Origin of the sequence: Salinivibrio sp. PR5 (genome assembly GCF_001996085.1) — a bacterium.
GTDB classification, from domain to species: Bacteria; Pseudomonadota; Gammaproteobacteria; order Enterobacterales; family Vibrionaceae; genus Salinivibrio; species Salinivibrio proteolyticus.
In genome coordinates this window covers 1-24,412 of the sequence record NZ_MUFK01000044.1, presented here as the reverse complement: position 1 = coordinate 24,412, position 24,412 = coordinate 1, and the positions used below count along the sequence as shown (strand labels likewise).

Sequence of the window (24,412 nt, the reverse complement as noted above, 5' to 3'; positions counted from 1 at the left end):
GTATCTTTTTACATGAAAAACCACATATCTTACTTATTTTTATCAGTTAAAAAACAAATTCGCACCGGTGATTATTTTATAAAATAGCATTAGATCTCCCAGCCACCTCACGCTATGATGATTCGTCCTACTCGCCAGCCTACTCGGCGCAACATAGTAGGCAAACACTACCATTGACGCGTCTCTCACCGCTTAGATGAAGGCTCAAATTATTCATACAGCCATCACTTTGCCCTGCGCGTGTTCAATGCGGTCGACGTTTGATTCTCAGAGGCACATTCGATGTATGTATTCGCGCGTTTTCGGTATGCGTGGAATAGCGGACAGCGCGGCGTCAGCGTCGGCCTCTCCTGTTTAATGGCTGCGCTGGCCGTTTGCGTGTTGCTCCTCGCCGCGTCGCCAACCTCTTTACATGCCGCGCCATACATCGCTTCTCCCTTAGGCCATCTCATTGCTGATTCGGCCGCGGCCCCCCATAGCCAGCATCGTCCTGATATTGCATGCTTGGTAAGTCGCCTTGGACTGTCACGAGCAACAAATGACAGCGACAGTCCCGGAGATGACAGACACCCGTATAAACCGACTCGTCACCTTGTGAGCACGTGTGACGCGTTTTTGCTCTTCGCGACGCACTATATGCAAGTATTGGTGTGTCAAAGACAGCAAAAGGCGTTAACAGTTGTTATGCCTCGATTACTGCAGTTTCCTCACCTATTCGCACGCTATGCACATGCCTAGTTTTTCTACCGTTGGTTGTTGAAAAACGTGAATAGGTTTTATGAGGAAATAGTCTTGGACGCTTTATCTGTATTTTCTGCATTATGGAATCATGATCTCGCTGCATTGCAGCACATGGATCTGTCATTGCTTTATGTTTGTGTCGGCTTGTTAGTATTCGCAGAAAGCGGCTTTTTACCCGCCGCGCCCTTACCCTGCGACAGCGTTATTGTGCTTTGTGGGAGTTTGGCGGCTTTTGGCGTCTTCCACCTCTACGTGATCATAGTAATTCTGATCATGGCTGGCTGGTTAGGCAGCGCAATGGCCTTTTATCAAGGACAACGATTAAAAGAGTGGCGGTGGGTATCTCATTGGTTGGATAAAGTGCCTGCCAAGCATTTGCAGCGAGCCGACACGTTAATCGGCCGATATGGTCTGCATGCCATGTTTGTCGCACGTTTTTTACCCGTGGTACGGTCGCTACTCCCGATGATGATAGGGTTAAGGCAAGGGCTATCACTGCCCCGTTTCTTGATGAGTTCGCTCTGCAACGCGGTTTTTTGGATCTGTCTGTTGGTCTTATCAGGCTATGCCATTTCATACCTGCCGCCCAAACTGGCTGGTATCGTTAATCATCTTTTGATTATTGCGCCACTGATGACATTAGTGATTGCCAGCCTCAGTCTGTTGGTCGGATGGTTGTTCCACCACCGTACGCGTAAACGCCGCAGCCAACTCACCACCGAACAGGAAACCTTGATCGAGTAATACTAAGTACAAGGCGTCAGCACATCATGGGTTGGCGCCTATTTTGTGTAAGGATGTGACAAAGTGCGTTATTGTCGACCGATTCGCATCATCGCTGGCTAAATCCGCTTACAATGCAAAGCATTGAGCAGAAATTCAGCGATTCCTTATGAATGCCTACGTGATTTTGTGCGTCGACCACGATCCCATCATTATCGAGAAGCTCACTCACGATTTAGCCCCTTTTCGGGATGTTTTCGATCTGTGTAGTGCCGATAACCCTGATGACGCCAACGCACTTCTTGATGAATGTCAGCATCAAGGTCAACAAGTGGCAATGTTGATTTGTCATAATCAACCCGGTGATGACAGTGGCATCAATATGCTCGTCAACATCGATAATCACCCAGCTAGCATCGGTGCGCGCACTCTATTGCTCAGTGATGCGCCACAGTATGATGCCATTTTGCAGGCGGTGAATGAGGGACGGTTAAACTATTGCATGCACAAGCCTTGGCGTCGGGATGAACTACAACGCGTGGCCGAAAAAGAGCTAACCACTTATGTGTTACGCTATTGCCAGCATGATTTACTCCGCTATGCTGAAGCGCTCGACCACCGCGCCTTGCTTGATGCACAAGTGGAACGCGAAATTAACCAGTTCCAATCTCAACTGTTCTCCCCTTCAAGTAGTGACACCCGTGCTATTGCCGACAAAGTGATTCAAGGTCTTTATGCTTTTTTCGAGGGGAATGATGAAAGCAAAGCGTGTCGCACTTACAGCCCTCACCATGTTCTTACCAAAGAAAATCAATCCAATGCATTTCTCTGGTTTATTGCCGAAGGCGAAGTCGGATTGTACAAAACCGATGACGATGGCCAGGAGCATCATGTTTCTACCCTAAAAGCAGGCAGCTTGATCGGCAGCATGTCATTTGTCACCGGCGAGGTGTCTTTCTCAACGGCCCGCACCTTGACACGCACCCAAGTGATCAAAATTGACCACGAACTGTTTGCCAAAATCATGCGTAGCCGCTCGGAGCTATTGCCGCTGTTTATCCAGCACTTATTGCTACATTTTAACCAGCGCTTAAAGCGCAGTATTGGCACCGAAATTCAATTACAACAGACACTCGCCTCATTGGACGCCGCCAACCAGCAATTGGTCGAGAAAGAAAAAATGGCGTTACTTGGCCAACTCGTGGCAGGTGTCGCGCATGAGCTAAACAATCCCGTATCGGCGATCCTGAGAAATAGCGACGCCCTCGGTGATGCATTACAAGCGGTCGCACAAACGCCATTAGCGCCTGATAGCCTTGAGCAAGCACTCACATTATTACAGACAAACCGCGAGGCAACGCCACTTTCGACGGCGCAAGCACGCGCCTACACCCAAGCCTTAACCGACCAAGTCACCGAACGTCATCTTGCCCGTGATTTAGTTGGGATGGGGTTGTATCAAGCTGACGAGGTCTCTCAATGGCAACAGCAACTGGGCGATGCCTTTACGCCCACGGTGGAAATCTGGCGACAATACGCCCGCTGCGGCCGCTTGCTACGTTCAAACCATGTCTGTGCCCAACGCATTGCCGATTTAGTCAAAAGCTTACGTACCTATGCGCGCCAAGATACCGAGCAGCGTCAGCGCACCCAGTTGATAGAAAGTATCGAAGACACCCTGACCTTGTTTGAGCATCGACTGAAGCCTCATCAATTGGATAAACGCTATCACCCATTGCCAGAAATCGTCGCCCAGCCCTACGCGCTGGCGCAAGTGTGGACTAACTTAATCGCCAATGCGCTCGACGCCATGCCAGAGCCCGGCACACTTACGGTACAAACCGACCTTGTCGATAATGATGAAGCAAGTTACATCCAAGTCGCGATTTCAGATACCGGCGTGGGAATGACGCCAGAGCAACAAGAAAAGATCTTTGCCTTAAACTACACCACCAAACGCGAGGGTCACTTTGGCTTGGGCATTGGTCTAACCGTGTGCCAACAAATTATCCAGCAACATGGTGGTGATATTCGTGTGTCATCTGTTCAGCAACACGGCACCACAATGACGGTGACACTACCCGTTTCGCTCTCCCCTGCTACCCGTAAGGAGCCCCAGTTATGAGCCAGTATATGATTTTATGCGTGGATGACGAACGTGACGTGCTTGATAGCGTCATGGATGACTTACAAGGCTTTTCTGATCATTTTGAGTTAGAAGCCGCAGAGTCGGTTACAGAAGCTCGCGATGTAATTGAGCAAATGGCGGCGCAAGGCACGCAATTGGCACTTATCCTGTGTGATCACATTATGCCTGGTGAACTTGGCGTCGATTTTTTGATTGAGCTGGCGAAACAACCGCAAACCGCAGGGGCGCGTAAACTGCTTCTCACCGGCCAAGCGGGGCTAGAGGACACTGTATCGGCAATTAACCACGCCAGTTTACATTACTACATTGCTAAACCATGGCAGAAAGCGACGCTTACCAGCGTAGTCACCGATCAATTAACCAGCTTTATGATTGAGCACGAACCAAACCTGTTGCCATGGACCAGTGTACTTGATACGCCAAGACTCGTGGACGCCATCAACAAGCATAAATTCGAGGTGGGCGGCGAATAAGCGCTTTTTGCCTTAATACCCGCCATTGGGTCAGAAATCGGTAAAAAAGCCACGTCTGCCACACGGATGTGCTTGTTTATTCGTTCAATCGTCTTATAGAATGATTTCAACACCAATAACAAGTGGAATTGATAATGCGTAAATCTCTATTAGCCGGCGCTATTGTCGCTCTGGCCTCATTCAGCGCCGCGGCCAATGAAGACGACGCCAGCCTGAGCACCATGAGTAACTTCAGTTACGATTACGTTGAAGGGCGCATTGGTGTCAGCCCACTCACCTATGGTGCAGGATTTAGCATGTCTATCCATCCTAATGCACACATTCGCGTTGAGGCAGACACCGAGTTTGATTCAGACTGGGATACATCAGCAGGGATTGGCTTTCATGCCCCGATTAATAACTGGGCAGACCTGACCGGTGAGCTACTTGCTCGTGGGGTAAACAAAAAGGATTACGACAGTGATGTGGGTCTAGAAGTGAATCTAGGTATCCGTCAGTGGTTGGGTCCACAGGTAGAAGTTGGCGGCCAAATTGGTTTGCTCACCGTCGATGATGAAGAAGATACCTTTGGCTCCGCATACGGTCGTTTCCACGCCACCGAACTCTTTTCTTTGGGTGCCGAGTATCGTGTAAACGAGTGGTATGGCGACCAATTTATGTTTACCACACGCTTTAAGTACTGATTCCCAAACGTACTAAAGACAAACGGTCAACAGAAACAAAAAACCCGCATCATGCGGGTTTTTATTTACTTGCTATCCGGCACGGTTAGCGGATCAACAGCATAGGCACCGTTGATTCCACCAGCAGTTTGGTGGTGTTGCTGCCCAAAAAGAACTGACGCAGTTTCGAGTGCCCATAAGCCCCCATGACAATCAGTCCAACCTGGTTGGCCGCTTGATAGTCTAGGATAGCGCGGTGCACCTCACCGGTTAACTGCACTTCAACCACATCGACACCCGCCGTTTTCAAGCGCTCTGCCGCACGTTTAAACGCTGCCAGCTTTTCTTGTGAGTCTTCTACCATCACCAAATGACAGGTCATCCCTGCCAACAGAGGTGTATTCAAGGCTTTTTCTACCAGCTTTTCGCTGATATCGCTGCCATCAAAGGCCAATAAGTAAGACTCTGGCGCACTAAACTCACCATTCGCGACCAAGGTATGCGCCTTGATGGAGCGGATCACACTTTCCAGCTGCGACCCAATCGCTTTGGTGTCGTTTTGATGCAATTCACCCGATTTGCCCAATACCAAAACACGGGTTTGTGGCTCGAGCTCGAGTAATGTTTCTACTAAATGGCCGTGGCGCTGCAGTTTACGCACATCGTCCAGCCCTTTGGCTTTCGCGTCGTCTTCCAGTTCGGACAGCAGCGCTTTACCGTGTTTCATGGCTAGCTTGGCACGCTGCTCATCCAGCTCCACCAGCTCTTGTAACAGTTGTTCACGGCTCCCGACTCCCAGATTACCTGAAAGCTCAGGTTCCGCTGGGTGTGAGGATTTATCCAACACGTGTAATAGCGTCAACGGCACAGAAAGGCGCTTGGCTGCCCAAATGCTCAAGTCTGCGACTTGCTTTGAATAATGCGGGCCATCTACGCACGCGGTAATTTGTTCCATGGTCGGTCTCCTTAGTGGCCAGCCATCATTTTTTCAACTTCTTCCGGCTTATCGTGCACGCCGAACTTATCGACGATGGTCGCAGTCGCATCATTCATACCCACGATGTTGACTTCAGTGCCTTCACGACGGAATTTAATCACCACCTTGTCGAGTACAGACACGGACGTAATATCCCAGAAGTGCGCTGCAGAAAGATCGATGGTGACACGCTCCACCGCTTCTTTGAAGTCAAACGATGATAAAAATTGATCTGACGAGGCAAAAAAGACTTGGCCAACAACGCGATACGTGCGCTCGTCGCCATTGTCTGTATTGTCGCTTTTGACCACCATAAAACGACCAATCTTGTTGGCGAAAAATAGCGCCGCGAGTAACACACCGACAAACACACCAATCGCCAAGTTATGGGTGAATACAACCACGGCAACGGTCGTCAGCATAACGATATTGGTCGACAGTGGGTGCGACTTCAGATTAATGATGGACTCCCAAGAGAAAGTACCGATCGAAACCATAATCATGACCGCGACCAATGCAGCCATCGGAATTTGGCTGATCCAATCGCTGAGGAACACCACCATGATTAGCAGCAAAATACCGGCGATAAAGGTCGATAGGCGTCCGCGGCCACCCGACTTCACGTTGATAACGGACTGACCAATCATCGCACAACCGGCCATACCGCCAAGAAAACCAGTCGCAATGTTAGCCACACCTTGGCCTTTACATTCACGGTTTTTATCGCTGCTGGTATCGGTCAAATCGTCCACGATAGTGGCGGTCATCATCGATTCCAACAGGCCGACCACAGCCAGCCCCGCAGAGTATGGGAAGATAATCGCCAGCGTGTCCCAGTTTAGCGGTACGTCCGGCCACAAGAATACAGGTAAGGTATCCGGCAGCTCACCCATATCTCCGACAGTACGTAAATCAAGGTTGTATGTCATCGCGATGCCGGTCAGGACCAAAATACACACTAACGGAGAAGGAATGGCTTTACCAATACGGGGGATATACGGGAACAAATAGATAATGCCAAGGCCCGCTAACGTCATCGGGTAGACATGCCAGAGGATGTCGCCCTCGCGCATGATCTCGGGGCCAAACAGCTCAGGGAGCTGCGCCATAAAGATCAAGATCGCCAAGGCGTTCACAAACCCTGTCACCACTGAGCGCGAGACAAAACGCATCAGGTTGCCGAGTTTTAGATAACCCGCACCGATCTGCAAAATACCGGTAAGCACGGTAGCGGCAAGTAAGTATTGCAAACCATGCTCTTTCACCAAGGTGACCATCAGCAATGCCATCGCACCGGTGGCTGCCGAGATCATACCCGGACGACCGCCTACAAAGGCAATGATCACGGCGATACTGAACGAGGCATACAGACCGACTTTGGGATCAACGCCGGCAATAATCGAAAAGGCAATCGCTTCAGGAATCAAAGCCAATGCCACTACGATACCCGCGAGGATATCGCCGCGTACATTGGAGAACCAATCACGCTGAATTCTATCTATCATGAACGTCTCTATAAATTGGGATTAAAAAGTGATGTCGCGTTCTGATCTCGGGCCTGCTGCAACCCAGAAAATCAAAAGGCGTGATCCTAGTCAGTTATTAACCAAGCGTCAACCGTCACATTTTTATCAATAAAAGACGTTATTCCGATAAATCAAACCGTTATTGGGTTAATGTGATATTTTTAGGGTAGATTTATTGCCATCTTTTCTCGATACACGCTTTTCCGTATTTTCTGGACAAGTGATTGGTCCAAAACCAGCAGATGATTGGACGTACAAGCGCGATTAGACGGGCCTGCCCAATCATTAAGATCAATGCGGGCGGTGACATGCCTTTACTCGAAAAGAAATGAAACCCGACCTGCTTGCGTCGGTTTTGTGATGCCTTTTAATCCATATTGGCGATGAATCAATCGCTTATTCATGTTTTCACCGCTTACTGACACACAAACGGACTGAGATGCGCTAGGCTTTGCGCCCTCTCAATATCACAGACAATAACAACAATATGAATCCAGTCATGTCAGCGCCAACCAAGATGGCGTTACGCTTCCCAAAAGGGCGATTCGCCATGTTGAGTGTGTACAGCTTTACCGGTGCCGCTATTGTGGCTTCAACCATTTTTTCCCTGCTGCTGTTCTTATCCCTTGACGACAACCCGCTAATGCAATGGTTGTTCGGGGCATTGGCAGTGATTTTTGAAGCGGGTAAGTTTTACGCATGGTACGAGTTTGGTGAGCGTCGGGCGCACGGCAACTATGTGGGTGCCTTATCAGCCTTGGCTTTTTATCTCATTTTGGCCTTAATCTCGATTGGCGGTAGTATTGGCGGCATCAATAGTGCCACCAATGCCGCGCAAAGTGAGCAGCGCCAAGCCCAAGCGCAGATTGACGCTTATAACCGACAAATCGATGCTATCGAGCAACAAATCACCTTGAATAATCAAGCCGCTGAACGTTATATCGAATTGGATAGAATTGCGACTGGCGTGGCGCGATTACAAAAAGAAAACAACCAATTACGCAAAGAGCAACAGCAGCTCGCGTTCGAGCGCGATAGTTTACCCGCGGTGGCACAGGGATCCATCTTGGGATTGATTAGCAACCTTGCGAACACCCTGGGCGTAAGCGCCGATCAGGCCCAATCTTGGCTGGTGATTTTTCTCTCTGTGTTGTTAGATTTGTTCGCCGCTTTCTTTGTCGGCGTGATTGGTGAAGAACAGCGTTTTCGCCATTGGTATCGTCACCCACATGCCACGCCCCCTACGCCTGTGAACACCAAGGCGTCTCCTCGTGCCAATGAGATAAACACGGAAGTCACCACGCCGGATTCAGCGTCTCCTCACGAGGATGCAGATGCGCCTTATGCAGATATCAAAGCCGCGTTAGCCGCCAAAACGCTACGTTGTAGCAAAAAAGCCGTGATGGCGGAATATGCACTCAGCCAAGAGGCCGTCGATACCCTATTTAACCATTTACAACAACAGGGATTGGTCGCCAAAAAGCCGAACCACCATTATCACTGGGTGGGTTAAACCGCCAGCATCAATATACCGCTGAGTATCATGACGGCAAGTCCACTTCACTATCCGTTCTTTGCGGCATGACGGTGATGTGGTACAAACATCTGGTAAGTTTGTTAATCAGTACGTTACCTGACCTTTTAGCACCTTACCGATAAAAACAATTTATAACCAAGCAAATACAACAAAAAGGTGATCTATGCATAAGGCTGCACAAGAGGTGCATGCGCCTGAGGCATCGGTATGGCGCGCATTAGGCGATGTCAGTCCGTTATGCCTCGCCGTCCTACCTTGGGGTGTACTCTGCGGTTCATTAGGGCTGCAAATGGGATTCAGTGCACTACAAACACAAGCCATGTCCTTACTGGTTTTTGCAGGAGCGGTGCAATTGTCGGGCACCATGATGGTGGGCAATGCGGCGGGATTGCCAGCGGTACTCGGTTCCACACTGGTGATTAGCGCACGGCACCTTCTCTATGGTGCTCACTTTCGACAGTACATCACTCCCTTGCCACTTAAATGGCGTCTCGGCCTCGGCTTTTTACTGACCGATGAAATGTATGCGCTTTCAACCGCACACACCAGCAAGCAGGGAAAGTTTTCTAAACACTACGCCCTGTATACAGGCGCCACGTTTTATGTTGGTTGGAACCTTGCCACCTTGGCGGGGATTCTCGCCGGTTCTCAGCTGAAAGCCTTGGAAGCCATCGGCCTCGATTTTGCCATTGCTGCCACCTTTATCGCACTGACCGTTCCCAGCATAAAAACTCGCCCCGTGCTGCTTTGTGCCTTGGCAAGTGGCATCAGTATGTTGTTATTCACTTATTACCACATCCCCAATGCGTTAATCATTGCAACCGGCGTAGGTATGGTCGCGGGGCTAATGGCTGAATCGCTACCGACACGGGGGGCGTCAACATGAGTTATTGGTTAATCATCGTCGCCATGGCGCTGATCACCTTCTCGGTGCGTTATCTGTTGCTTGCACGGAGTATCCCTGTGCGCATTGGGCCGCGATTGCAACGACTCCTGACCTACTCTGCACCGGCGGTCCTGACCGCGCTATGGGTACCGATTGTCTTCTTTCCCGAGGATCAGCTGGCTATCTCTACCACCAATCCTTATTTACTCGGCGCCTTGGTCGCTATCGGTTTAGCGTGTACGCGCTTACCAACCTTGATGGTAGTTCTGATCTCTATTGGTGCCTTTGTGTCACTACAACTGTGGATACTTCCACACTGACGCCATCCGCGATGATGGGTTAGCACATCGACAAAAACGGGCCTACTTGGCCCGTTTTTCTCTTCCTACTACTTACCATGAGAGTGACAACTTAAGCTCTCGCACGCGCCTTTCTCAGGTTCAATTCATCCAAATCTTGATTGAGTGACTCGGCTAATTCGCTGATTTTCTCCATATCTTGTTTGTTTTCCAACGCAATATCTGCGGCTTGTTGTCCCGATTCGGTCAATCGATTGATATTGGCAGAAATATCCGATGACACAGTACGTTGCTGCTCAATGGCGCTTGCCAGTGAGTTAATCCGGTCTGTAATGATAGAGAAGTTCTCCAGCACCCCGTCAATCGACCGCGATGTCTCGCTCGCCTGCTTCGATGCACGGTTGGCAAGCGACTCAGTCCGGTCAGAGAGCTCTGACGATTGCTTCAGACTACGGAATAATTCATTGGTCATATTATTAATTTCACTGGCCGATGATTGCGTGCGGCTAGCCAACTTTCGGACTTCATCCGCAACTACGGCAAACCCTCGTCCTTGTTCGCCTGCCCGGGCGGCTTCAATTGCGGCATTTAAAGCAAGTAAATTAGTTTGCTCAGCCACATCAGTGATAACTTCCAAGAAGTGCTCAATTTGTCCCGCACTGTGCTCAACTTTATCAAACATTTCTGCAGAGACGTTGATTGCTGATACAAGCTCGTTCAATTCGCTCATCATCTCAGACAGATCTTTCTGCGACTGACGTGAGCTTTCATCCACTTTTTCAGCTTCAGATGAAATGGCTTGTACGTCTTCTGACAGTGAGCCCACCGTACTGGTCATTTCTTCAATCGCTGTCGCAATGCTGTCGATCTTCTCGCTTTGCTCTTCGGTCAGGATAGCGCCTTTTTCCGCTCGCTTTTCTGAGCTGTCGGTAAAGCTATCCAGCGTATCGGCTGCCTTTTCTACGTTGCGAATCGTTTGACGTAACCGATCGACGGCTCGATTCAATGATTGTGCGACCTCGGTAAACTCATCGCCATCATTGGTGCTCAATTGGGCGGTAAGGTTGCCTTTCGCAAGCTCCTTGGCAAAGGTACTGACGCGTGTAATGCCTGATGTAAAGCGTTGATTAATAAACATGGTCGCAGCTACTGCAATCATCAAGCTTAATCCGAGCACCACATATTCATTTAGCCAAGCCATATGAAATATCAACGCGGCATTTAAGCTCACCATGAGCGCATAGCTTGTAATGGATATGGCTCGAATTGACACCTTTGGCATAGACTTCTTCCTCCTTTGAATAAACACCGACGTGTTCGGTGCGACGTGGAGATATCAAGAACAATGCCAACAAATAAAGACAATGCATCGACTATAACGCCAGCAATCACTTAGCGAGAAATCACGCGAAATGAGGGCAACACAGTGACAGCATTCCGCTAGATTTATAGACAATCGTTGCATTATGCGTACGAGTATAAAAATCCGTGGTAAGAGACGCATCTCTCGCCACGAATGATGTGAGGCTAGTGTATTGCAGTTTGCAACAGGAGGGAGAGTAGGCCCGATGATACCGCTATATCTGACTACTCTTAATCTAACGATGAGGAGCTAAGCGCTCGGTTTTGGATCCGCGAGACATGGACCAAACTCATCAACTTGATACTCGGTTTTAACAGCAGCTGTGCGCTCCCAACAATGAAAAGCCAGGTACCACTTTCCATCAACGCATCGTTTAAGAAGAAAAAACTGCCAATCAAAAACCAAATCGCGATTAGAAGGTCGTTAAAAGCCCCACACGCCTCATAACGACGTTGAATCACCAAGTGTTTATTACCGATATCAATATCCAGTTCTCGGCCGTGACGTTCAATCATGTTGCCTCCTCTGGACCTTGGTATCAGCAATCAAGATGTTGGCGTTTAACGATCAGTACCGTTTGCACCATTTTAAACGTAAAAATCACCGCGCTCACCGCAAGAAATAGCCATGCCAGTGGGATAAACGCAAAGGGTTCTTGCAGCGTGCCGTTGGCAGCGATGTTCGGAGTGGATAAATTGAACGCTAAGAGGCATCCAATGCCAAGCAGAAAGAAGATAAATGAGGTACGAAAATGTCGTAATAGGGTTAGCATAAAACCTTTTTGTTGTTGCTTCAGTGCTTAGTGTGACCAATCTCACTGAATAAAGTTCAGTTTTATCTTCATTTTTTTCAAAAAATCTGGCTACCCTTAATGTCAGGGTAGCCAGATGCGCGTTTAAAGTTTGTAGGTTGCCACTTTTTCGCTAAGGTTCGCCGCTTGAATACGCAACCCATCCGCCTCTTCAGACGCATCGTTCGCACTATGAACAAGGTGCTCAGACACATCTTTAATTGAGGTAATATTTTGCGTGATCTCGCTAGTCACATGGGTTTGTTCTTCAGCAGCCGTTGCAATTTGAGTCGCCATATCGCTAATTTGGTTAACCGCCGCGTCAATCTCACTCAATGCCGCAGTGGCTTTATCAGCGTCCGCGACTGAATCACCGGCCAATGATGAACTGCTTTCCATAATAGAAACGGCATTGGCTGTGGTGGTTTGCAAGGTATCAATCGTAGACTTAATTTCTTCAGTCGATGCATGGGTGCGCTGAGACAAGATGCGCACTTCATCGGCAACTACCGCAAAACCACGCCCCTGTTCGCCTGCACGCGCCGCCTCAATCGCCGCATTCAGCGCCAACAAATTGGTTTGCTCAGCGATATCTTGAATGGTCGATAACACGGTCGAAATTTCTTGGGAGTGACTGTCCAACTCCGCCACGATGGTACTGGCCTGCTTCAACTCATCGGCCAAGCGGGTGATTGACGTCTTGGTGTTCTCCACCACCGCCCGACCATTATTGGTACTTGCGGTTGAATCTTGTGCGGTGCTTGCGGTGTGCTCAGCATGTGAGGCAATTTCCTGCGTCGCCGATGCCAGTTCTGTCACGGCTGTCGCCACCATGGTGATCTCTTGTTGCTGCTGATTAATATCATCCACGTTGCGTTGTGCACGATCGGTACTGCTTTTCGATTGCGATGTCAGCTGATCGGCCTGCCCACGAATATGGCTGATGAGTTGATGCATACTTCCTACGAAAGTATTGAAATTGTGCGCCAACTGCCCGACTTCATCTTCGCTTTCTACCTCAATCCGCTGGGTCAAATCACCGCTACCATGCGCAATTTGCTCAAGCGCATTCGACACATTGGTCAGTGGTTTAAACAGGACGTTAACCAACAGGTTAAATAACAAAGTACACGCAATCACCACCCCGATGGTCACAGCAATTTGTCCCCACACCGCATCGAACAAAGGCGCTACCAACGAGTCATAATTGATCACCGTGACCGTCATTAATCCCGTATTGGCAATCGGCTTGGCATACACCACACTTTGTTCACCGTTTACCTCGGCCATAAGATCTTGGCCCGAATTGGCGGCATTTTTTACCGTACTTAACGATAGGCCTAAATCACTGACGGGTTGGTTAAGAAGATCCGTATTGGCATGGGTAAAGATGTTGCCATCGCCATTGGCAATAAACATATAACCGCGCCCAGGTAAGATAACCTTCTCAAGGCCTTGAATGATGTCGCCAATTTCAACGTCCGCACCAAGCACCACCATGTCGCCACCAAGCTGCAAGGCTTTACCTAAAGAGACAACATTAGCGCCAGTCGCTGCGGCCACCGTAGGGTTATCCATAAACACGCTGGACGGATCGGCTTTCGCGTTGATGTACCACCCCCATTTGCGTGGATCATCATTACCGGGAGGGAGGACCACACCATTGGCGTTGTCTTGACTACCATCTGGATACGCGAGGAACACATTATCAAACCCACCCGAATCGCGAACCTGTTTTAGGTGCGTCACAATGCTGTTGAGATTGGCTTCACTGCTTAGCGACGTCATCGCACGTTCTTTCGACACGATCCAATCCGCCACATACTGGTTATATGACGCCGTCGTACTCTCGAGACGTTGCGATACCTCGGTATCAAGCCGTGATAGTGACGCCCGAAATGAGAGAGCTTCAACCAATAAACCACCAATGATGATGGCGACACTCGCCGATAGCGCAAGCTTATTTTTTAATGAAAGTTTTTTAAACATAACTGCCTTGTTTGTTTGTCAAAGTCTGATTGTGATTGTTGTCTAGTCAGTAAAACAGCGATCACAAAAACCCGCAAAACCGCTCACTATCAAATGGTATCTGCATCACAACAATCTTAATGATGCGTTACGCAACACGTTGAAGTGTTAACGTGTTTTATCCAAATAGTAGCCCCTTTGGTGCAATTGATTACATAAGCTATGCCGAGTTAGAAGGGAGATAAGCGTCTCTACCTACCAAAAGAAATCCATACAATACTGCGCGAGATCAGGAAGAAAGAATGATGTATCGATATCAATTCGACCTTGTATTAGCAAAATGCCACATTGGCACGTCGTGCTGACTCGCAACTTTTATTTTGCTCAACTACGCTTTAGGTAACTAAGAAGTACGCGAATAGAGGCGAAGATCATGGACTTGTTTGCGGATCAGCGTGACGACGCATCACCATCCCCACCAGAAACGAATCAGGCTTCCACCCACGAGCCATGGCGTATTCTGTTGGTGGATGATGATGATTTGATGCACGAGGTGACGCGCTTGGCGTTAACAGGGTTTACTTTTCAAGATCGCCCGCTCGAGATTTTATCGGCATTATCAGGGCAAGAAGCGAAAGACATTCTCGCAAAAGAGGAAGGTATCGCCCTGGCACTTGTGGATGTGGTGATGGAAACCGAGCACGCTGGTTTAGATCTGGTGCGATATATCCGCGATGAGAAAAACGACCACGTGATCCGGTTAGTATTGCGGACCGGCCAAGCGGGGCAGGCTCCCGAAGACAGAGTTATCCGCGAATACGACATTGACGATTACAAAGAAAAAACCGAACTCACCACCCAAAAGCTAAAAACCTTACTCTACTCTATGCTGCGCTCTTATCGCGATTTGTGCATGATTGAGGAGCAAAAACAAGGATTAAAGCGGGTGATTGAGGCGTCTGCAAACGTCCAAAACACTACTAACCTGCAACACTATGCAACTGCGGTGTTAGAGCAGCTCACCTCATTGCTACACATTCATGACTCAGCCTTTTATTGCGTCGTACAACCTCGCCCCGGGGCGGAAGAGTCTCGTGCGTTGACCCTTGCGGCGACAGGAGAATACGTTGACTGCTACAGCGAATGTGCATTTGAGAAGTTACCGAAAACGGTAGCAGAACGATGCCAACAAGCCCTCAATAAACAACAGAGTATCCAGTTTGATGATGGCTTTGTGCTGTTCCATCGTGATGAGGAAGATGTTGAGTTTCTACTTTACGTAAATCACGCTAAAACTCTCTCAGAGCTCGACCAACATTTGCTGAAAATATATATGCAAAACATTGGGCTGACGTTCGAGAACCTTAGCTTGATGGTAGATTTACGTGAAACTTCCAAAGAGCTAGTTTATAACCTCGCCAATGCAGTGGAAGCGCGGAGTAAAGAAACGGGGGCGCACGTGCAACGGGTATCTTTGTTCTGTGAACGCCTTGCAGAGCTTTACGGCCTGAGTGAGCAAGAGGCCACCATGATTAAACACGGATCGCCGCTGCATGATGTGGGTAAAGTCGCGATCCCTGATGCCATTTTGCACAAACCCGGTAAGCTCGACGCTGATGAGTGGGAGATCATGCAAAAACACGTTGAATATGGTGTCGAAATTCTTAGCCATTCCAAACGCCGTTTAATTTTGGTTGCCAAAGAAATTGCCGCGACTCACCATGAAAAATGGGATGGCAGTGGATATCCCAACAAATTGGCAGGGGAAAACATCCCTGTCAGTGGACGGATTTCTGCATTAGCCGACGTGTTTGATGCACTCGGGTCAAAACGCTCATATAAAGATGCATGGACTGATGACGACATTCGCAAAGAGCTGATCGCACAGCGCGGCAAACATTTTGAGCCCAAACTGGTCGACTTGCTGATCGATAACTGGGACGACTTTATTGCAATCCGCGAAGCGCACCCAGACTAATCGTATGCTTTTACCCAACAATCAAAACGCGCCGTTTGAGCGCGTTTTTTGTGCGTGTTATCCAAAGCGATTGCTTATCCCAAAATGTGCTGACCAGCGGTATCGTCAGCACTTAGGCTTTCATCCTCTCGCCATCAATCAATGTTTTGCCACCGTGAAGAAGGCGTCAACGACCAGCGTTCCATTTCACTGGCACTATAAATCGCCCGCCCTTGGCGACCAATTTGAATCGGTATTGTGCTTGCATCTGCGCCAGCATGAATTTGTTTAACGAGCTCCCCCGCATGCTGGCCTTGTGACTCACCAAATAACACAACACCGCCCGCCGTCTTCCCTTTACCGACAGAAAAGTCCCAAAAGCCAAAGATCGGCAACTTTGCATGTTGGTTTGTCCAACTGAGTACTTGGTTGGCGTCGACATTGTTTTCTTCACTGTCCACTAAGGTTTGATATAGGCCAACAATAATTGCATCAAAGCCATCGCGTTTTGCGGCAGTAATTTCGCGCTGCCAACCTTGGAACGTCACAGCAGTAACGATATCAATTTCAATCCCCAAGCTACGACGAATTTGTTCGTACTGACGCAGTATATAATCAGCAGCAATTTCCGAAGTGACCCCCGAGTCGAACATCACTTTTACTTTGATGTTTTTCTTACCTAGCAGCATGCTGATTTCACGTACATTTCGCACAAATAAGGGTAATTCCAGTACGCCAGTTACTTTTGCTTGACCGTCATACTGGGCAAGCAAATGGCGAGGGTTAGAGTTAATCCCTAAAAAAACAATCGAAATGGGCTCATCATAGAGCCTTGGCAACATGTATTTCAGCGCATTATCATCGCCGAGTACCACGATTTCAGGCTTTGCTGCTTGGTATGCGGCAAAGGCTTTATCCGCCTGCTTTTCAAACTCACGGGGTGGCAGCCGCTTGGTATCCATTTCAAAGCGAGATAGCGTGTAATCACTGCCCAATGCCTTTTCTAGACCAGCGATATAGCTTTTATCCCAATCATAGCCATAGTGATAGCTTTGAATCAGCATCACATTCGTGGCCCAAGCAGGGGCCGTTGCAAAAAGGAGTAAACTAATGAGTACTTTTATCAACCGGTGCATGATGAGCTCCATAGTAACCGAACCTTTTTAGTGTAGGCGAGCCAAGACAGATACCATGGGTATGACATCCTGTTTTTTCATCTACACTTAAATTTGATTCCGTTGCCATCGATGACTGTAGACGTATGAGCAAAAGCCATAAATTCGATGAAAGTATCCGTAACCCTTTCTTCAGCCTTGTTGGCCGTCGAATTTTGCTGATCATGATTTTTCTCAGCGGCTTCTTCACCATTTTCACCACGCTTTTGCAAACGTATTGGGACTATGACGAAGCATTCAACAATGTGGATAGCCGTCATTATGAAATTGAGAATATTCATGCCGATTTATTGGCAAGCTCGCTTTGGATTTATGATCTGAGCAGTGTGCAAGAGCGTCTGGATGGCTTGGTCAACCTTCCCCATGTCAATTATTTATCCGTACGCTCAGAGAACTATTTGTTCGACGCTGGAGAACCTGTCGAGGTCAGTAAGCTCGTCAATGAATACCCACTCGAATATGATGATCCAGACACAGGGCGTACACAGCGTATCGGGACGATTTATGTTGAATCGGACATCAATACGATATACACACATTTGATTCAGCAGTTTTTTCTTACTTTGCTACTCAACGCTATTAAGACCTTGCTAGTTTGTTATCTGATTCTACTGGTCTTTCATCACACTGTGAGCCAGCGCGTATTCCATGTTGCTCAATTTTTACGGGGCTACAATCCGCTAGACCCAGCACACAAAACGCTCACTCTGCCAAAAACGAAATACATCATGGAAAAGGAAGACGAGCTGGACTGGCTCGCAGCAGAAACCAACAAAATTACCGACAACATGTCAACGCTGTATCGAAAAATTATGTTAGAGCGAGAGCGCCTATCAGACTTTACTCATGTCTCCTCTGATTGGCTGTGGGAAACCGATGCCGACCTAAAACTCACTTTTTGCTCTGACCCGATGCGTCACGCTCTAGGTATCGAGGCCAAGCATTTTCCCTACTTACACGACATACTCAAAACGATTGGCTGTAACCAATTCATTGGCAATTTGCAGCGCCAGCAAGATTTTGCGATGTGTGAAGAAATCATCCAAATTGATAATGACACCCGCTATTTCGTCTTTCAGGCACTCGCCCACTATGGCGTCGATGGTTTTCGTGGGTTCCGTGGCACTGGTATCGATATTACGGAGCTCAAAAAGACACAATTTGAACTCGAAACGTTAAACCAAAACCTCGAAGTCACCGTCGATGAGCGCACTCGCGAGCTACAAGAAAGTATGGAGCGACTAAAGGCGGCGCAGGATCAGTTAGTGGAGTCTGAGAAATTAGCCGCATTAGGGAGCTTGGTGGCTGGCRTTGCGCACGAAGTGAATACCCCGCTAGGCATTGCAGTCACCGCCTCCTCTGTGGTGAAAGAAATCACTACCACCCTCAATGCTGCGTTCAAAGAAAAGACACTGACAAGCACTCAGTTTGCATCACTGATGAAACAAGTAGATGACAGTATCAACATGCTCGAACACAACCTGAATCGCGCCTCACACCTGATTCGTGACTTCAAACAAACTGCCGTTGACCAAGTTTCGGAGGCGCATACCGAATTTGATGTCAAAAAAACGATCGATGCGCTCATTGCAAGTCTGCATCCTGAAACGCGTAAAGTGCCCGTCGAGCCAATGGTGAAAGGAGAGGAAAAAATTATCATGCACAGCCTTCCCGGCGTGCTGACTCAAGTCATTTCTAATTTGGTGATGAACAGCATCAATCATGCATTCGACGATACCGACGCGCCACACATTCTGATTGAGTTTGAACGCCAAGATGAGCATCTCTATCTGTGTTACCAAGATAACGGCTGTGGCGTCCCCGAAGAGTTACATCAACGCATTTTTGAGCCCTTTTATACCAGCAAACGCGGTCGCGGTGGATCAGGGCTCGGGCTGAATTTGGTTTTTAACTTGGTCAAGCAAAAGCTTCAAGGCGAGTTACAGTTTGAATCGACGCCCGGTGAAGGCGCCAAGTTTATGTTTTTAATTCCATTGAACCTGGCCAATATCGCCTCACAACAACGCGAAGATACTCAGCACACAATAGGGAAGCAATGAGCCAACTGCAGAAGTTTGAGGAAAGCATTAGTCACCCGCTGTTCAGTATTGTCGGACGGCGGATCATCTTATTGATGGTGTTGTTGAGTAGCTTTTTTACCATTATGACCACACTGCTGCAGCTTTCATGGGATTATGAAGAGGCGTTCGATAACGTCGATCGTCGCCACTACGAAATTGAAAACGTCCATGCCGATTTAATTGCCTCCTCATTGTGGGTCTTTGACTTGGTGAGTGCACAAAACCGTCTCGATGGGCTCGTGAACTTGCCTTATATCGACTATCTGTCGATTGAATTCGATGGTGTTGTCCTTGATGCAGGTGAACCTATTAGCAAGAACAGTGTGATGAGTAGCACTGAGCTTATTTACTTTCATCCGGATACAGGGCGACGCATTGAGCTAGGTACGCTATTTATCGAATCGGATGCTCAAAAGATCTACGATATTTTACTGCGTCAATTCGTGATCACCCTGCTTCTTAACGGCATTAAAACCCTGATTGTCTGCGCATTAATTTTGTGGGTGTTCCACCAAAGTGTCAGCCAGCGGGTGTTCTCAATTGCCAAACACCTGCGTCATTTTGATCCGTTAGCCCCCATTCATCAGCCGCTGGAACTTAAGCATCGCAAGTTCATCATGGAAAAAGATGACGAACTTGACTGGCTTGCCGAAGAGACCAATAAAATAACTCTGCGTATGGCTAACTTATACCAGAGCATTATTCTGGAGCAGGAGCGCCTCGCAGATTTCACCAGCGCGTCATCCGATTGGTTATGGGAAACCAACGCAACACAACGTCTCACGTTTTGCTCAGATGCCATGCAGACAGCGCTTGATATTGATATACACAATACGCCCAAAATCCGCGATATCCCTTTACTCGCGAACTGTTACTCGTTACTTGGCCACCTCGAAGACTATGAAAACTTCACCATGTGTGAAGAGAAAATATTATTGAACAAGCGCCCTCATTACTTTGTTTTTCAGGGCATTGCCCACTTCAGCGATGAAGGATTTGTCGGTTTTCGCGGCACGGCAATTGACATCACCGAGCTAAAGCAAACCCAGCTTGAATTGCAATTACTGAACCAGAACTTGGAGAAAACCGTCAATGAACGGACGCAAGATCTGGAGCAAAGCATGGAGAATCTAAAAGCCGCACAGAACCAATTAGTGGAATCAGAAAAACTGGCCGCTTTGGGAAGCCTGGTTGCCGGTGTTGCACATGAAGTAAACACCCCACTCGGGATCGCGGTGACTGCCAATTCGGTGATTAAAGAGGCGGTAGCCACACTCAATCATGCCTTCGCGGACCAATCCCTCACCAGTCAACAATTTGAAGCCGTGATGAAGCAGATCGTCGATGGCTCCAACATGTTGGAAAATAACCTCAATCGTGCCGCCCGCTTGATTCGTGATTTCAAACAAACCGCCGTTGATCAAGTCTCAGAGAGCCGCAGTCAGTTTCGTGTTGTACAGGCACTAGACGCGCTAATGGGGAGTTTGCGCCCTGAAACGAAAAAAGTGCCCGTCGTCCCTATTATTGAAGGCGATGCCAACCTAGAAATGAGTAGCTTACCCGGAGTATTAACCCAAGTGGTATCAAACTTGGTGATGAACAGCGTGCGGCATGCGTTTGAGAATATCGATAGCCCTGCGATTCACATCAAGATCACTGATCTAGGCGAAGATGTAGAAGTGGTTTATACCGATAATGGTGTAGGCGTGCCGCCTGAACTGCATCAGCGCATTTTTGAGCCTTTTTACACCAGCAAGCGTGGCAAAGGAGGCTCGGGGCTTGGCCTTAACTTAGTGTTTAATCTGGTTAGACAAAAGCTTCAAGGCAAACTAAGTTTTGACTCAGATATCAACCAAGGCGTGACGGTGGTGCTCACGTTACCGAAGTTCTTACAAGTATCCGCCCAATCGGAAAGTGAAAGCGTTTCGCGATAAATCAGGACACCTCCTACACTGCCCCGTTTGTTTGCAGCAAGCGAAACTGGTGAAGAATGATGGCGCTTATACCCTCGCGCCCACCGGGGTTCAGCGTTCACCAGCTAAACAGCGTCGCAAGCCAGATACGGCATTAATTCGTCGGGTGAGCCAAGAAACCATCGATACGATCCCCACCCAAGCGCTACTTGCACGGGCAAATGAACGTCATCTTGATCTGGACACCTGATGCAACCGCTCATCCGTATACTCGTAAAGCGAAGCTTGGTCATTAACGCGATCAAAATAGCTTTAGTGGTGGGAACAATACTCAACATTATCAATCAAGGCGATGCGCTGTGGGCCGATGGCTCATTTAGTCTCGGCCATGCGCTACTCAACTATCTCGTCCCCTACAGCGTGGCAAGCTATAGCGCGGCCAAGTACCAACTCAACCAGTCAACAAACCCTTCAAATAACACGGACAAAGCCCCATAAAAAAGCCAGCATTCTGCTGGCTTTCATCCGAAAACAGCGGCCGATTACGCCACGTCAGCCGTCGCTTTCTCTACCGGCTGAGAACCAGTTTCTGGCACATAACGATAATATTCAGCGTCTTTCGCAGGCGAGAGTGTATGCCCCATCATCATATCTGCCGCCTTTTCAGCTACCATGATCGTCGGCGCATACAAGTTACCATTGGTAATTGCTGGGAAAACGGACGCATCAACGACACGCAGATTTTTCACCCCATGTACATTCAATGATTCATCCACGACTGCCATTTCATCGCTCGCCAAGCCCATTTTGCAAGTACAGCTGGGGTGGTAAGCACTTTCCCCTTCGCGTGCCACAAAATCGAGGATCTCTTCATCGGTTTGCGCATCGCTGCCCGGTGATAACTCTTTACCGCGAAGGTGGTCAAACGCAGGTTGCGCAATGATATCTCGCGACACGCGAATCGCTTCCACCCACTCTTTACGCTCTTGTGGCGTTGAGAGATAGTTAAAGAAGATCTCTGGCTTCTCATCTGGGTTAGTGCTGCGAATTTTAACGTAACCGCGCACATCGGTATTCATCGGCCCCACATGCAACTGGAAACCATGTCCTTTGTTGGGTGCCGAACCATCATAGCGAATTGCCAAAGGTAAAAAGTGGAACTGCAAGTTCGGATACGCCACCTCATCATTACCACGCACAAAACCACCTGCCTCAAAGTGGTTGGTCGCGGCAGCACCTTTACGACGGAACAGCCAATCAAAACCGATTTTCGGTTGATTGTGAAACTTAAGCGCGGGATACATGCTGACCGGCTCTTTACATTCATACTGCACGTAAAGCTCAAGGTGGTCTTGCAAGTTTTCACCCACACCCGGCAAATGGTGAACAGGCTTAATCCCTAAGTTTTTCAACATGGTCTCATCGCCAATACCCGATAGCTGCAACAGCTTCGGTGAGTTGATTGCACCACCACAACTGATAATCTCGGCGCCATAGGCGGTTTTTTTCCGTCCCCACTTGCGGTATTCCACACCGATAGCCGTTTTGTCTTCAAACAGCACCTTGTCGGTTGTCGCGCCTGTGATAACGGTAAGATTTTTACGGTTCATCACCGGGTGTAGATACGCGCGCGCAGCACTGTGGCGACGACCGCGATAGATATTTTGGTCGAAAATCCCAAAGCCTTCTTGCTGATAACCGTTCACATCGTCTGTTAATGGATAGCCCGCTTGCTGGGTGGCATTAAAGAAGGCACTAAACAGAGGGTTATCGCAATCGGCGGTACTGATCGCCAGTGGACCATTATTACCATGGTAATCATCTTGGCCCTGTAAACGCGTTTCACACTTGCGGAAATACGGCAAACAATGAGCATAATCCCATTTTTTCAATCCGTGCTCGTTGGCCCACTTCTCGTAGTCCATGGCGTTACCACGGATGTAAATCATGCCATTAATACTGCTGCAACCGCCAAGCACTTTGCCACGAGGCTGCGCGATACGGCGATTATGCATGTTCGGCTCGGGCTCGGATTCATATAGCCAGTTATAGGTGCCATCAGTCAGCAAGTATGTCAGTGCGGCGGGCATATGAATGCGAAAATCAAGTCGATAATCAGGACGACCCGCCTCAAGCAGTAGCACCTTGTTATCTGGATTGGCGCTCAAACGGTTCGCCAACACACAGCCTGCTGAACCCGCGCCAATAATGATGTAATCGTAGTTTTGTTGCAGTCCCATAAAACCTCCAGTTTTCCTTCCCGCGCGCAGTGACTTGTTCGCCATCTTGGTGGCGCGGTTATGGGTGAATGTAGTTAGAGGTTTCCTTTTTGAAGTGTTTTTTATTATTTGCTTGATGCTTGTGCATCAATGCATTGTTGTAGCAACCGATAGTGGTGGCTGATCGTTGCCTGCGCCTTAAAAGGCTCTGCGGCAACAATGTGGTGGACGGTCTGCTGCCAGTTTTCCACCGTTTGGCGACGATACTCCGCCGCCTGATAAAGGGCATAATCGTGCGAGCTAAAGCCTTGTTGCAGCGCATGCATCACCCACTCAAAAATTGGGTTGCCTGACATTTCAGCAATCAGCAGGTTTAGCGCCCGATCTAGCTCCCCTAATCGATCAAGATCTGGACTCACACTCGCCGCTTCAGCCGCTAAGGCTTCTACGGTTTCCTGCAGTGTGACTTTCTGCGCCTCATTCCCGCGACTCATCGCAAGTAAAACCAAGCTTTGGTCGACCGTTTCACGAAACTCCGCCACTTTCTCCGCATTGATATGGCTTTGCTTGAGAAACAGCGCCAGTGATTCACTGATATGATGAACATCCACTTGGCGCACGACAGCACCGCCTTTCTGACCCTTGCGGATTTCAATCAAGCCTTTTTGTTTGAGTGCCTGAATCGCCTCGCGCACTACACCGCGTCCTGTTCCGAACTGTTGCTGAAGCTCACGCTCACTGGGTAGTTTGTCACCCGGCTTTAGCGCCTCGGACAGAATCGCTGACTCAATTTGTAATGCCACATCTTCACTGGCCCGGCCCATTTGCACCGGATGAAAAAGGCTTTGTGCGGTTGTGTTCATCATTACCCTCTCTTTTGGTAGGACCAAACTAGCAATATTAGCTCTATAAAGTCAAATACCATCTCGCTAGCCTTACTTTGGTACGACCATTACCCATAATAGAAAATCAAC

At 48.6% G+C, this 24,412-nt stretch carries 21 protein-coding genes; 12 read left to right on the top strand and 9 right to left on the bottom strand.

All coding sequences use genetic code 11. The features are described 5' to 3' along the window. Window positions 1-852 precede the first annotated feature (852 nt). The 4 genes from BZG82_RS13675 to BZG82_RS13660 all read left to right on the top strand — a co-directional run bounded on the left by BZG82_RS13675 (window position 853) and on the right by BZG82_RS13660 (window position 4,769). Window positions 853-1,485, top strand: coding sequence for a DedA family protein (locus BZG82_RS13675; protein WP_077766077.1), 633 nt, complete (start codon window positions 853-855; stop codon window positions 1,483-1,485). Between the two features lie 148 nt (window positions 1,486-1,633). Beyond that, entirely contained in the window at window positions 1,634-3,589 is a 1,956-nt protein-coding gene (locus BZG82_RS13670) for an ATP-binding protein (RefSeq protein ID WP_077662050.1), read from the top strand. Further along, window positions 3,586-4,086: a response regulator gene (locus tag BZG82_RS13665; RefSeq protein WP_077675431.1), complete on the top strand. Its 501-nt coding sequence runs from the start codon at window positions 3,586-3,588 to the stop codon at window positions 4,084-4,086. Before BZG82_RS13670 ends, BZG82_RS13665 begins: the two co-directional genes overlap by 4 nt. 134 nt (window positions 4,087-4,220) lie before the next feature. Beyond that, window positions 4,221-4,769, top strand: a complete 549-nt coding sequence (locus tag BZG82_RS13660; protein WP_069587087.1) for a hypothetical protein — start codon at window positions 4,221-4,223, stop codon at window positions 4,767-4,769. Between the two features lie 85 nt (window positions 4,770-4,854). On the opposite strand, the gene BZG82_RS13655 is transcribed toward BZG82_RS13660, so the two are convergent. Together BZG82_RS13655 and BZG82_RS13650 are read right to left on the bottom strand one after the other, a co-directional pair. Next, window positions 4,855-5,703 (bottom strand): universal stress protein, encoded by an 849-nt coding sequence (locus BZG82_RS13655; RefSeq protein WP_077662052.1) that lies wholly within the window; start codon window positions 5,701-5,703, stop codon window positions 4,855-4,857. 11 nt (window positions 5,704-5,714) lie between these two features. Continuing rightward, a complete protein-coding gene (locus BZG82_RS13650; protein ID WP_077480097.1) occupies window positions 5,715-7,229 on the bottom strand; it encodes a SulP family inorganic anion transporter in 1,515 nt (504 codons plus the stop codon). A 520-nt stretch (window positions 7,230-7,749) separates the two neighbouring features. Here BZG82_RS13650 and BZG82_RS13645 point away from each other — a divergent pair. From BZG82_RS13645 to BZG82_RS13635, 3 genes are all read left to right on the top strand, one after another. Then, window positions 7,750-8,763, top strand: a complete 1,014-nt coding sequence (locus tag BZG82_RS13645; RefSeq protein ID WP_077766076.1) for a Preprotein translocase subunit SecY — start codon at window positions 7,750-7,752, stop codon at window positions 8,761-8,763. A 187-nt stretch (window positions 8,764-8,950) separates the two neighbouring features. After that, complete coding sequence (locus tag BZG82_RS13640; RefSeq protein WP_077766075.1) at window positions 8,951-9,673, top strand: AzlC family ABC transporter permease; 723 nt, start codon at window positions 8,951-8,953, stop codon at window positions 9,671-9,673. Further along, on the top strand, window positions 9,670-9,993 hold the full coding sequence (locus tag BZG82_RS13635) for an AzlD domain-containing protein (protein ID WP_077766074.1): 324 nt from the start codon (window positions 9,670-9,672) through the stop codon (window positions 9,991-9,993). Before BZG82_RS13640 ends, BZG82_RS13635 begins: the two co-directional genes overlap by 4 nt. Window positions 9,994-10,084: 91 nt before the next feature. On the opposite strand, the gene BZG82_RS13630 is transcribed toward BZG82_RS13635, so the two are convergent. The 4 genes from BZG82_RS13630 to BZG82_RS13615 all read right to left on the bottom strand — a co-directional run bounded on the left by BZG82_RS13630 (window position 10,085) and on the right by BZG82_RS13615 (window position 14,114). After that, entirely contained in the window at window positions 10,085-11,254 is a 1,170-nt protein-coding gene (locus BZG82_RS13630; protein ID WP_077766073.1) for a methyl-accepting chemotaxis protein, read from the bottom strand. 311 nt (window positions 11,255-11,565) lie between these two features. Next, window positions 11,566-11,850, bottom strand: coding sequence for a YrhK family protein (locus BZG82_RS13625; protein WP_077766072.1), 285 nt, complete (start codon window positions 11,848-11,850; stop codon window positions 11,566-11,568). Between the two features lie 23 nt (window positions 11,851-11,873). Then, window positions 11,874-12,107 carry a DUF3955 domain-containing protein gene (locus tag BZG82_RS13620; RefSeq protein ID WP_077480104.1) on the bottom strand — a complete coding sequence of 78 codons (234 nt, stop codon included), beginning with the start codon at window positions 12,105-12,107 and terminating at the stop codon, window positions 11,874-11,876. A gap of 123 nt (window positions 12,108-12,230) precedes the next feature. Beyond that, window positions 12,231-14,114, bottom strand: a complete 1,884-nt coding sequence (locus BZG82_RS13615; protein WP_077766071.1) for a methyl-accepting chemotaxis protein — start codon at window positions 14,112-14,114, stop codon at window positions 12,231-12,233. A 412-nt stretch (window positions 14,115-14,526) separates the two neighbouring features. Between BZG82_RS13615 and BZG82_RS13610 the strand changes: the two genes are divergently transcribed. Beyond that, window positions 14,527-16,071, top strand: a complete 1,545-nt coding sequence (locus tag BZG82_RS13610; protein WP_077662059.1) for a DUF3369 domain-containing protein — start codon at window positions 14,527-14,529, stop codon at window positions 16,069-16,071. A 134-nt stretch (window positions 16,072-16,205) separates the two neighbouring features. On the opposite strand, the gene BZG82_RS13605 is transcribed toward BZG82_RS13610, so the two are convergent. Further along, window positions 16,206-17,174 (bottom strand): ABC transporter substrate-binding protein, encoded by a 969-nt coding sequence (locus tag BZG82_RS13605; protein ID WP_443216485.1) that lies wholly within the window; start codon window positions 17,172-17,174, stop codon window positions 16,206-16,208. Between the two features lie 137 nt (window positions 17,175-17,311). On the opposite strand from BZG82_RS13605, the gene BZG82_RS13600 reads away from it, so the two are divergent. The 4 genes from BZG82_RS13600 to nrtS are packed head-to-tail and all read left to right on the top strand — an operon-like array spanning window position 17,312 to window position 21,717. Beyond that, a complete protein-coding gene (locus tag BZG82_RS13600; RefSeq protein ID WP_077766069.1) occupies window positions 17,312-19,285 on the top strand; it encodes a sensor histidine kinase in 1,974 nt (657 codons plus the stop codon). Next, complete coding sequence (locus BZG82_RS13595) at window positions 19,282-21,240, top strand: sensor histidine kinase (RefSeq protein WP_077480109.1); 1,959 nt, start codon at window positions 19,282-19,284, stop codon at window positions 21,238-21,240. Before BZG82_RS13600 ends, BZG82_RS13595 begins: the two co-directional genes overlap by 4 nt. A 49-nt stretch (window positions 21,241-21,289) precedes the next feature. Beyond that, window positions 21,290-21,469, top strand: a complete 180-nt coding sequence (locus BZG82_RS13590; protein ID WP_158076010.1) for a hypothetical protein — start codon at window positions 21,290-21,292, stop codon at window positions 21,467-21,469. After that, window positions 21,469-21,717 carry a nitrate/nitrite transporter NrtS gene (gene nrtS / locus BZG82_RS13585; RefSeq protein ID WP_077766067.1) on the top strand — a complete coding sequence of 83 codons (249 nt, stop codon included), beginning with the start codon at window positions 21,469-21,471 and terminating at the stop codon, window positions 21,715-21,717. The genes BZG82_RS13590 and nrtS overlap by 1 nt, the downstream gene beginning before the upstream one ends. A 44-nt stretch (window positions 21,718-21,761) precedes the next feature. Here the strand turns inward: nrtS and betA are convergent, their stop codons facing one another. Continuing rightward, entirely contained in the window at window positions 21,762-23,459 is a 1,698-nt protein-coding gene (gene betA, locus BZG82_RS13580) for a choline dehydrogenase (RefSeq protein ID WP_077766066.1), read from the bottom strand. A 104-nt stretch (window positions 23,460-23,563) separates the two neighbouring features. Continuing rightward, window positions 23,564-24,304, bottom strand: a complete 741-nt coding sequence (locus tag BZG82_RS13575) for a FadR/GntR family transcriptional regulator (RefSeq protein ID WP_108742992.1) — start codon at window positions 24,302-24,304, stop codon at window positions 23,564-23,566. Between the last annotated feature and the right edge of the window lie 108 nt (window positions 24,305-24,412).

Bases quoted from the DNA above. Each gene is read 5' to 3' on its own strand.
- BZG82_RS13675 (WP_077766077.1), top strand. From the start codon at position 853: ATGGATCTGTCATTGCTTTATGTTTGTGTCGGCTTGTTAGTATTCGCA.
- BZG82_RS13670 (WP_077662050.1), top strand. From the start codon at position 1,634: ATGAATGCCTACGTGATTTTGTGCGTCGACCACGATCCCATCATTATC.
- BZG82_RS13665 (WP_077675431.1), top strand. From the start codon at position 3,586: ATGAGCCAGTATATGATTTTATGCGTGGATGACGAACGTGACGTGCTT.
- BZG82_RS13660 (WP_069587087.1), top strand. From the start codon at position 4,221: ATGCGTAAATCTCTATTAGCCGGCGCTATTGTCGCTCTGGCCTCATTC.
- BZG82_RS13655 (WP_077662052.1), bottom strand. From the start codon at position 5,703: ATGGAACAAATTACCGCGTGCGTAGATGGCCCGCATTATTCAAAGCAA.
- BZG82_RS13650 (WP_077480097.1), bottom strand. From the start codon at position 7,229: ATGATAGATAGAATTCAGCGTGATTGGTTCTCCAATGTACGCGGCGAT.
- BZG82_RS13645 (WP_077766076.1), top strand. From the start codon at position 7,750: ATGTCAGCGCCAACCAAGATGGCGTTACGCTTCCCAAAAGGGCGATTC.
- BZG82_RS13640 (WP_077766075.1), top strand. From the start codon at position 8,951: ATGCATAAGGCTGCACAAGAGGTGCATGCGCCTGAGGCATCGGTATGG.
- BZG82_RS13635 (WP_077766074.1), top strand. From the start codon at position 9,670: ATGAGTTATTGGTTAATCATCGTCGCCATGGCGCTGATCACCTTCTCG.
- BZG82_RS13630 (WP_077766073.1), bottom strand. From the start codon at position 11,254: ATGCCAAAGGTGTCAATTCGAGCCATATCCATTACAAGCTATGCGCTC.
- BZG82_RS13625 (WP_077766072.1), bottom strand. From the start codon at position 11,850: ATGATTGAACGTCACGGCCGAGAACTGGATATTGATATCGGTAATAAA.
- BZG82_RS13620 (WP_077480104.1), bottom strand. From the start codon at position 12,107: ATGCTAACCCTATTACGACATTTTCGTACCTCATTTATCTTCTTTCTG.
- BZG82_RS13615 (WP_077766071.1), bottom strand. From the start codon at position 14,114: ATGTTTAAAAAACTTTCATTAAAAAATAAGCTTGCGCTATCGGCGAGT.
- BZG82_RS13610 (WP_077662059.1), top strand. From the start codon at position 14,527: ATGGACTTGTTTGCGGATCAGCGTGACGACGCATCACCATCCCCACCA.
- BZG82_RS13595 (WP_077480109.1), top strand. From the start codon at position 19,282: ATGAGCCAACTGCAGAAGTTTGAGGAAAGCATTAGTCACCCGCTGTTC.
- nrtS (WP_077766067.1), top strand. From the start codon at position 21,469: ATGCAACCGCTCATCCGTATACTCGTAAAGCGAAGCTTGGTCATTAAC.
- betA (WP_077766066.1), bottom strand. From the start codon at position 23,459: ATGGGACTGCAACAAAACTACGATTACATCATTATTGGCGCGGGTTCA.
- BZG82_RS13575 (WP_108742992.1), bottom strand. From the start codon at position 24,304: ATGATGAACACAACCGCACAAAGCCTTTTTCATCCGGTGCAAATGGGC.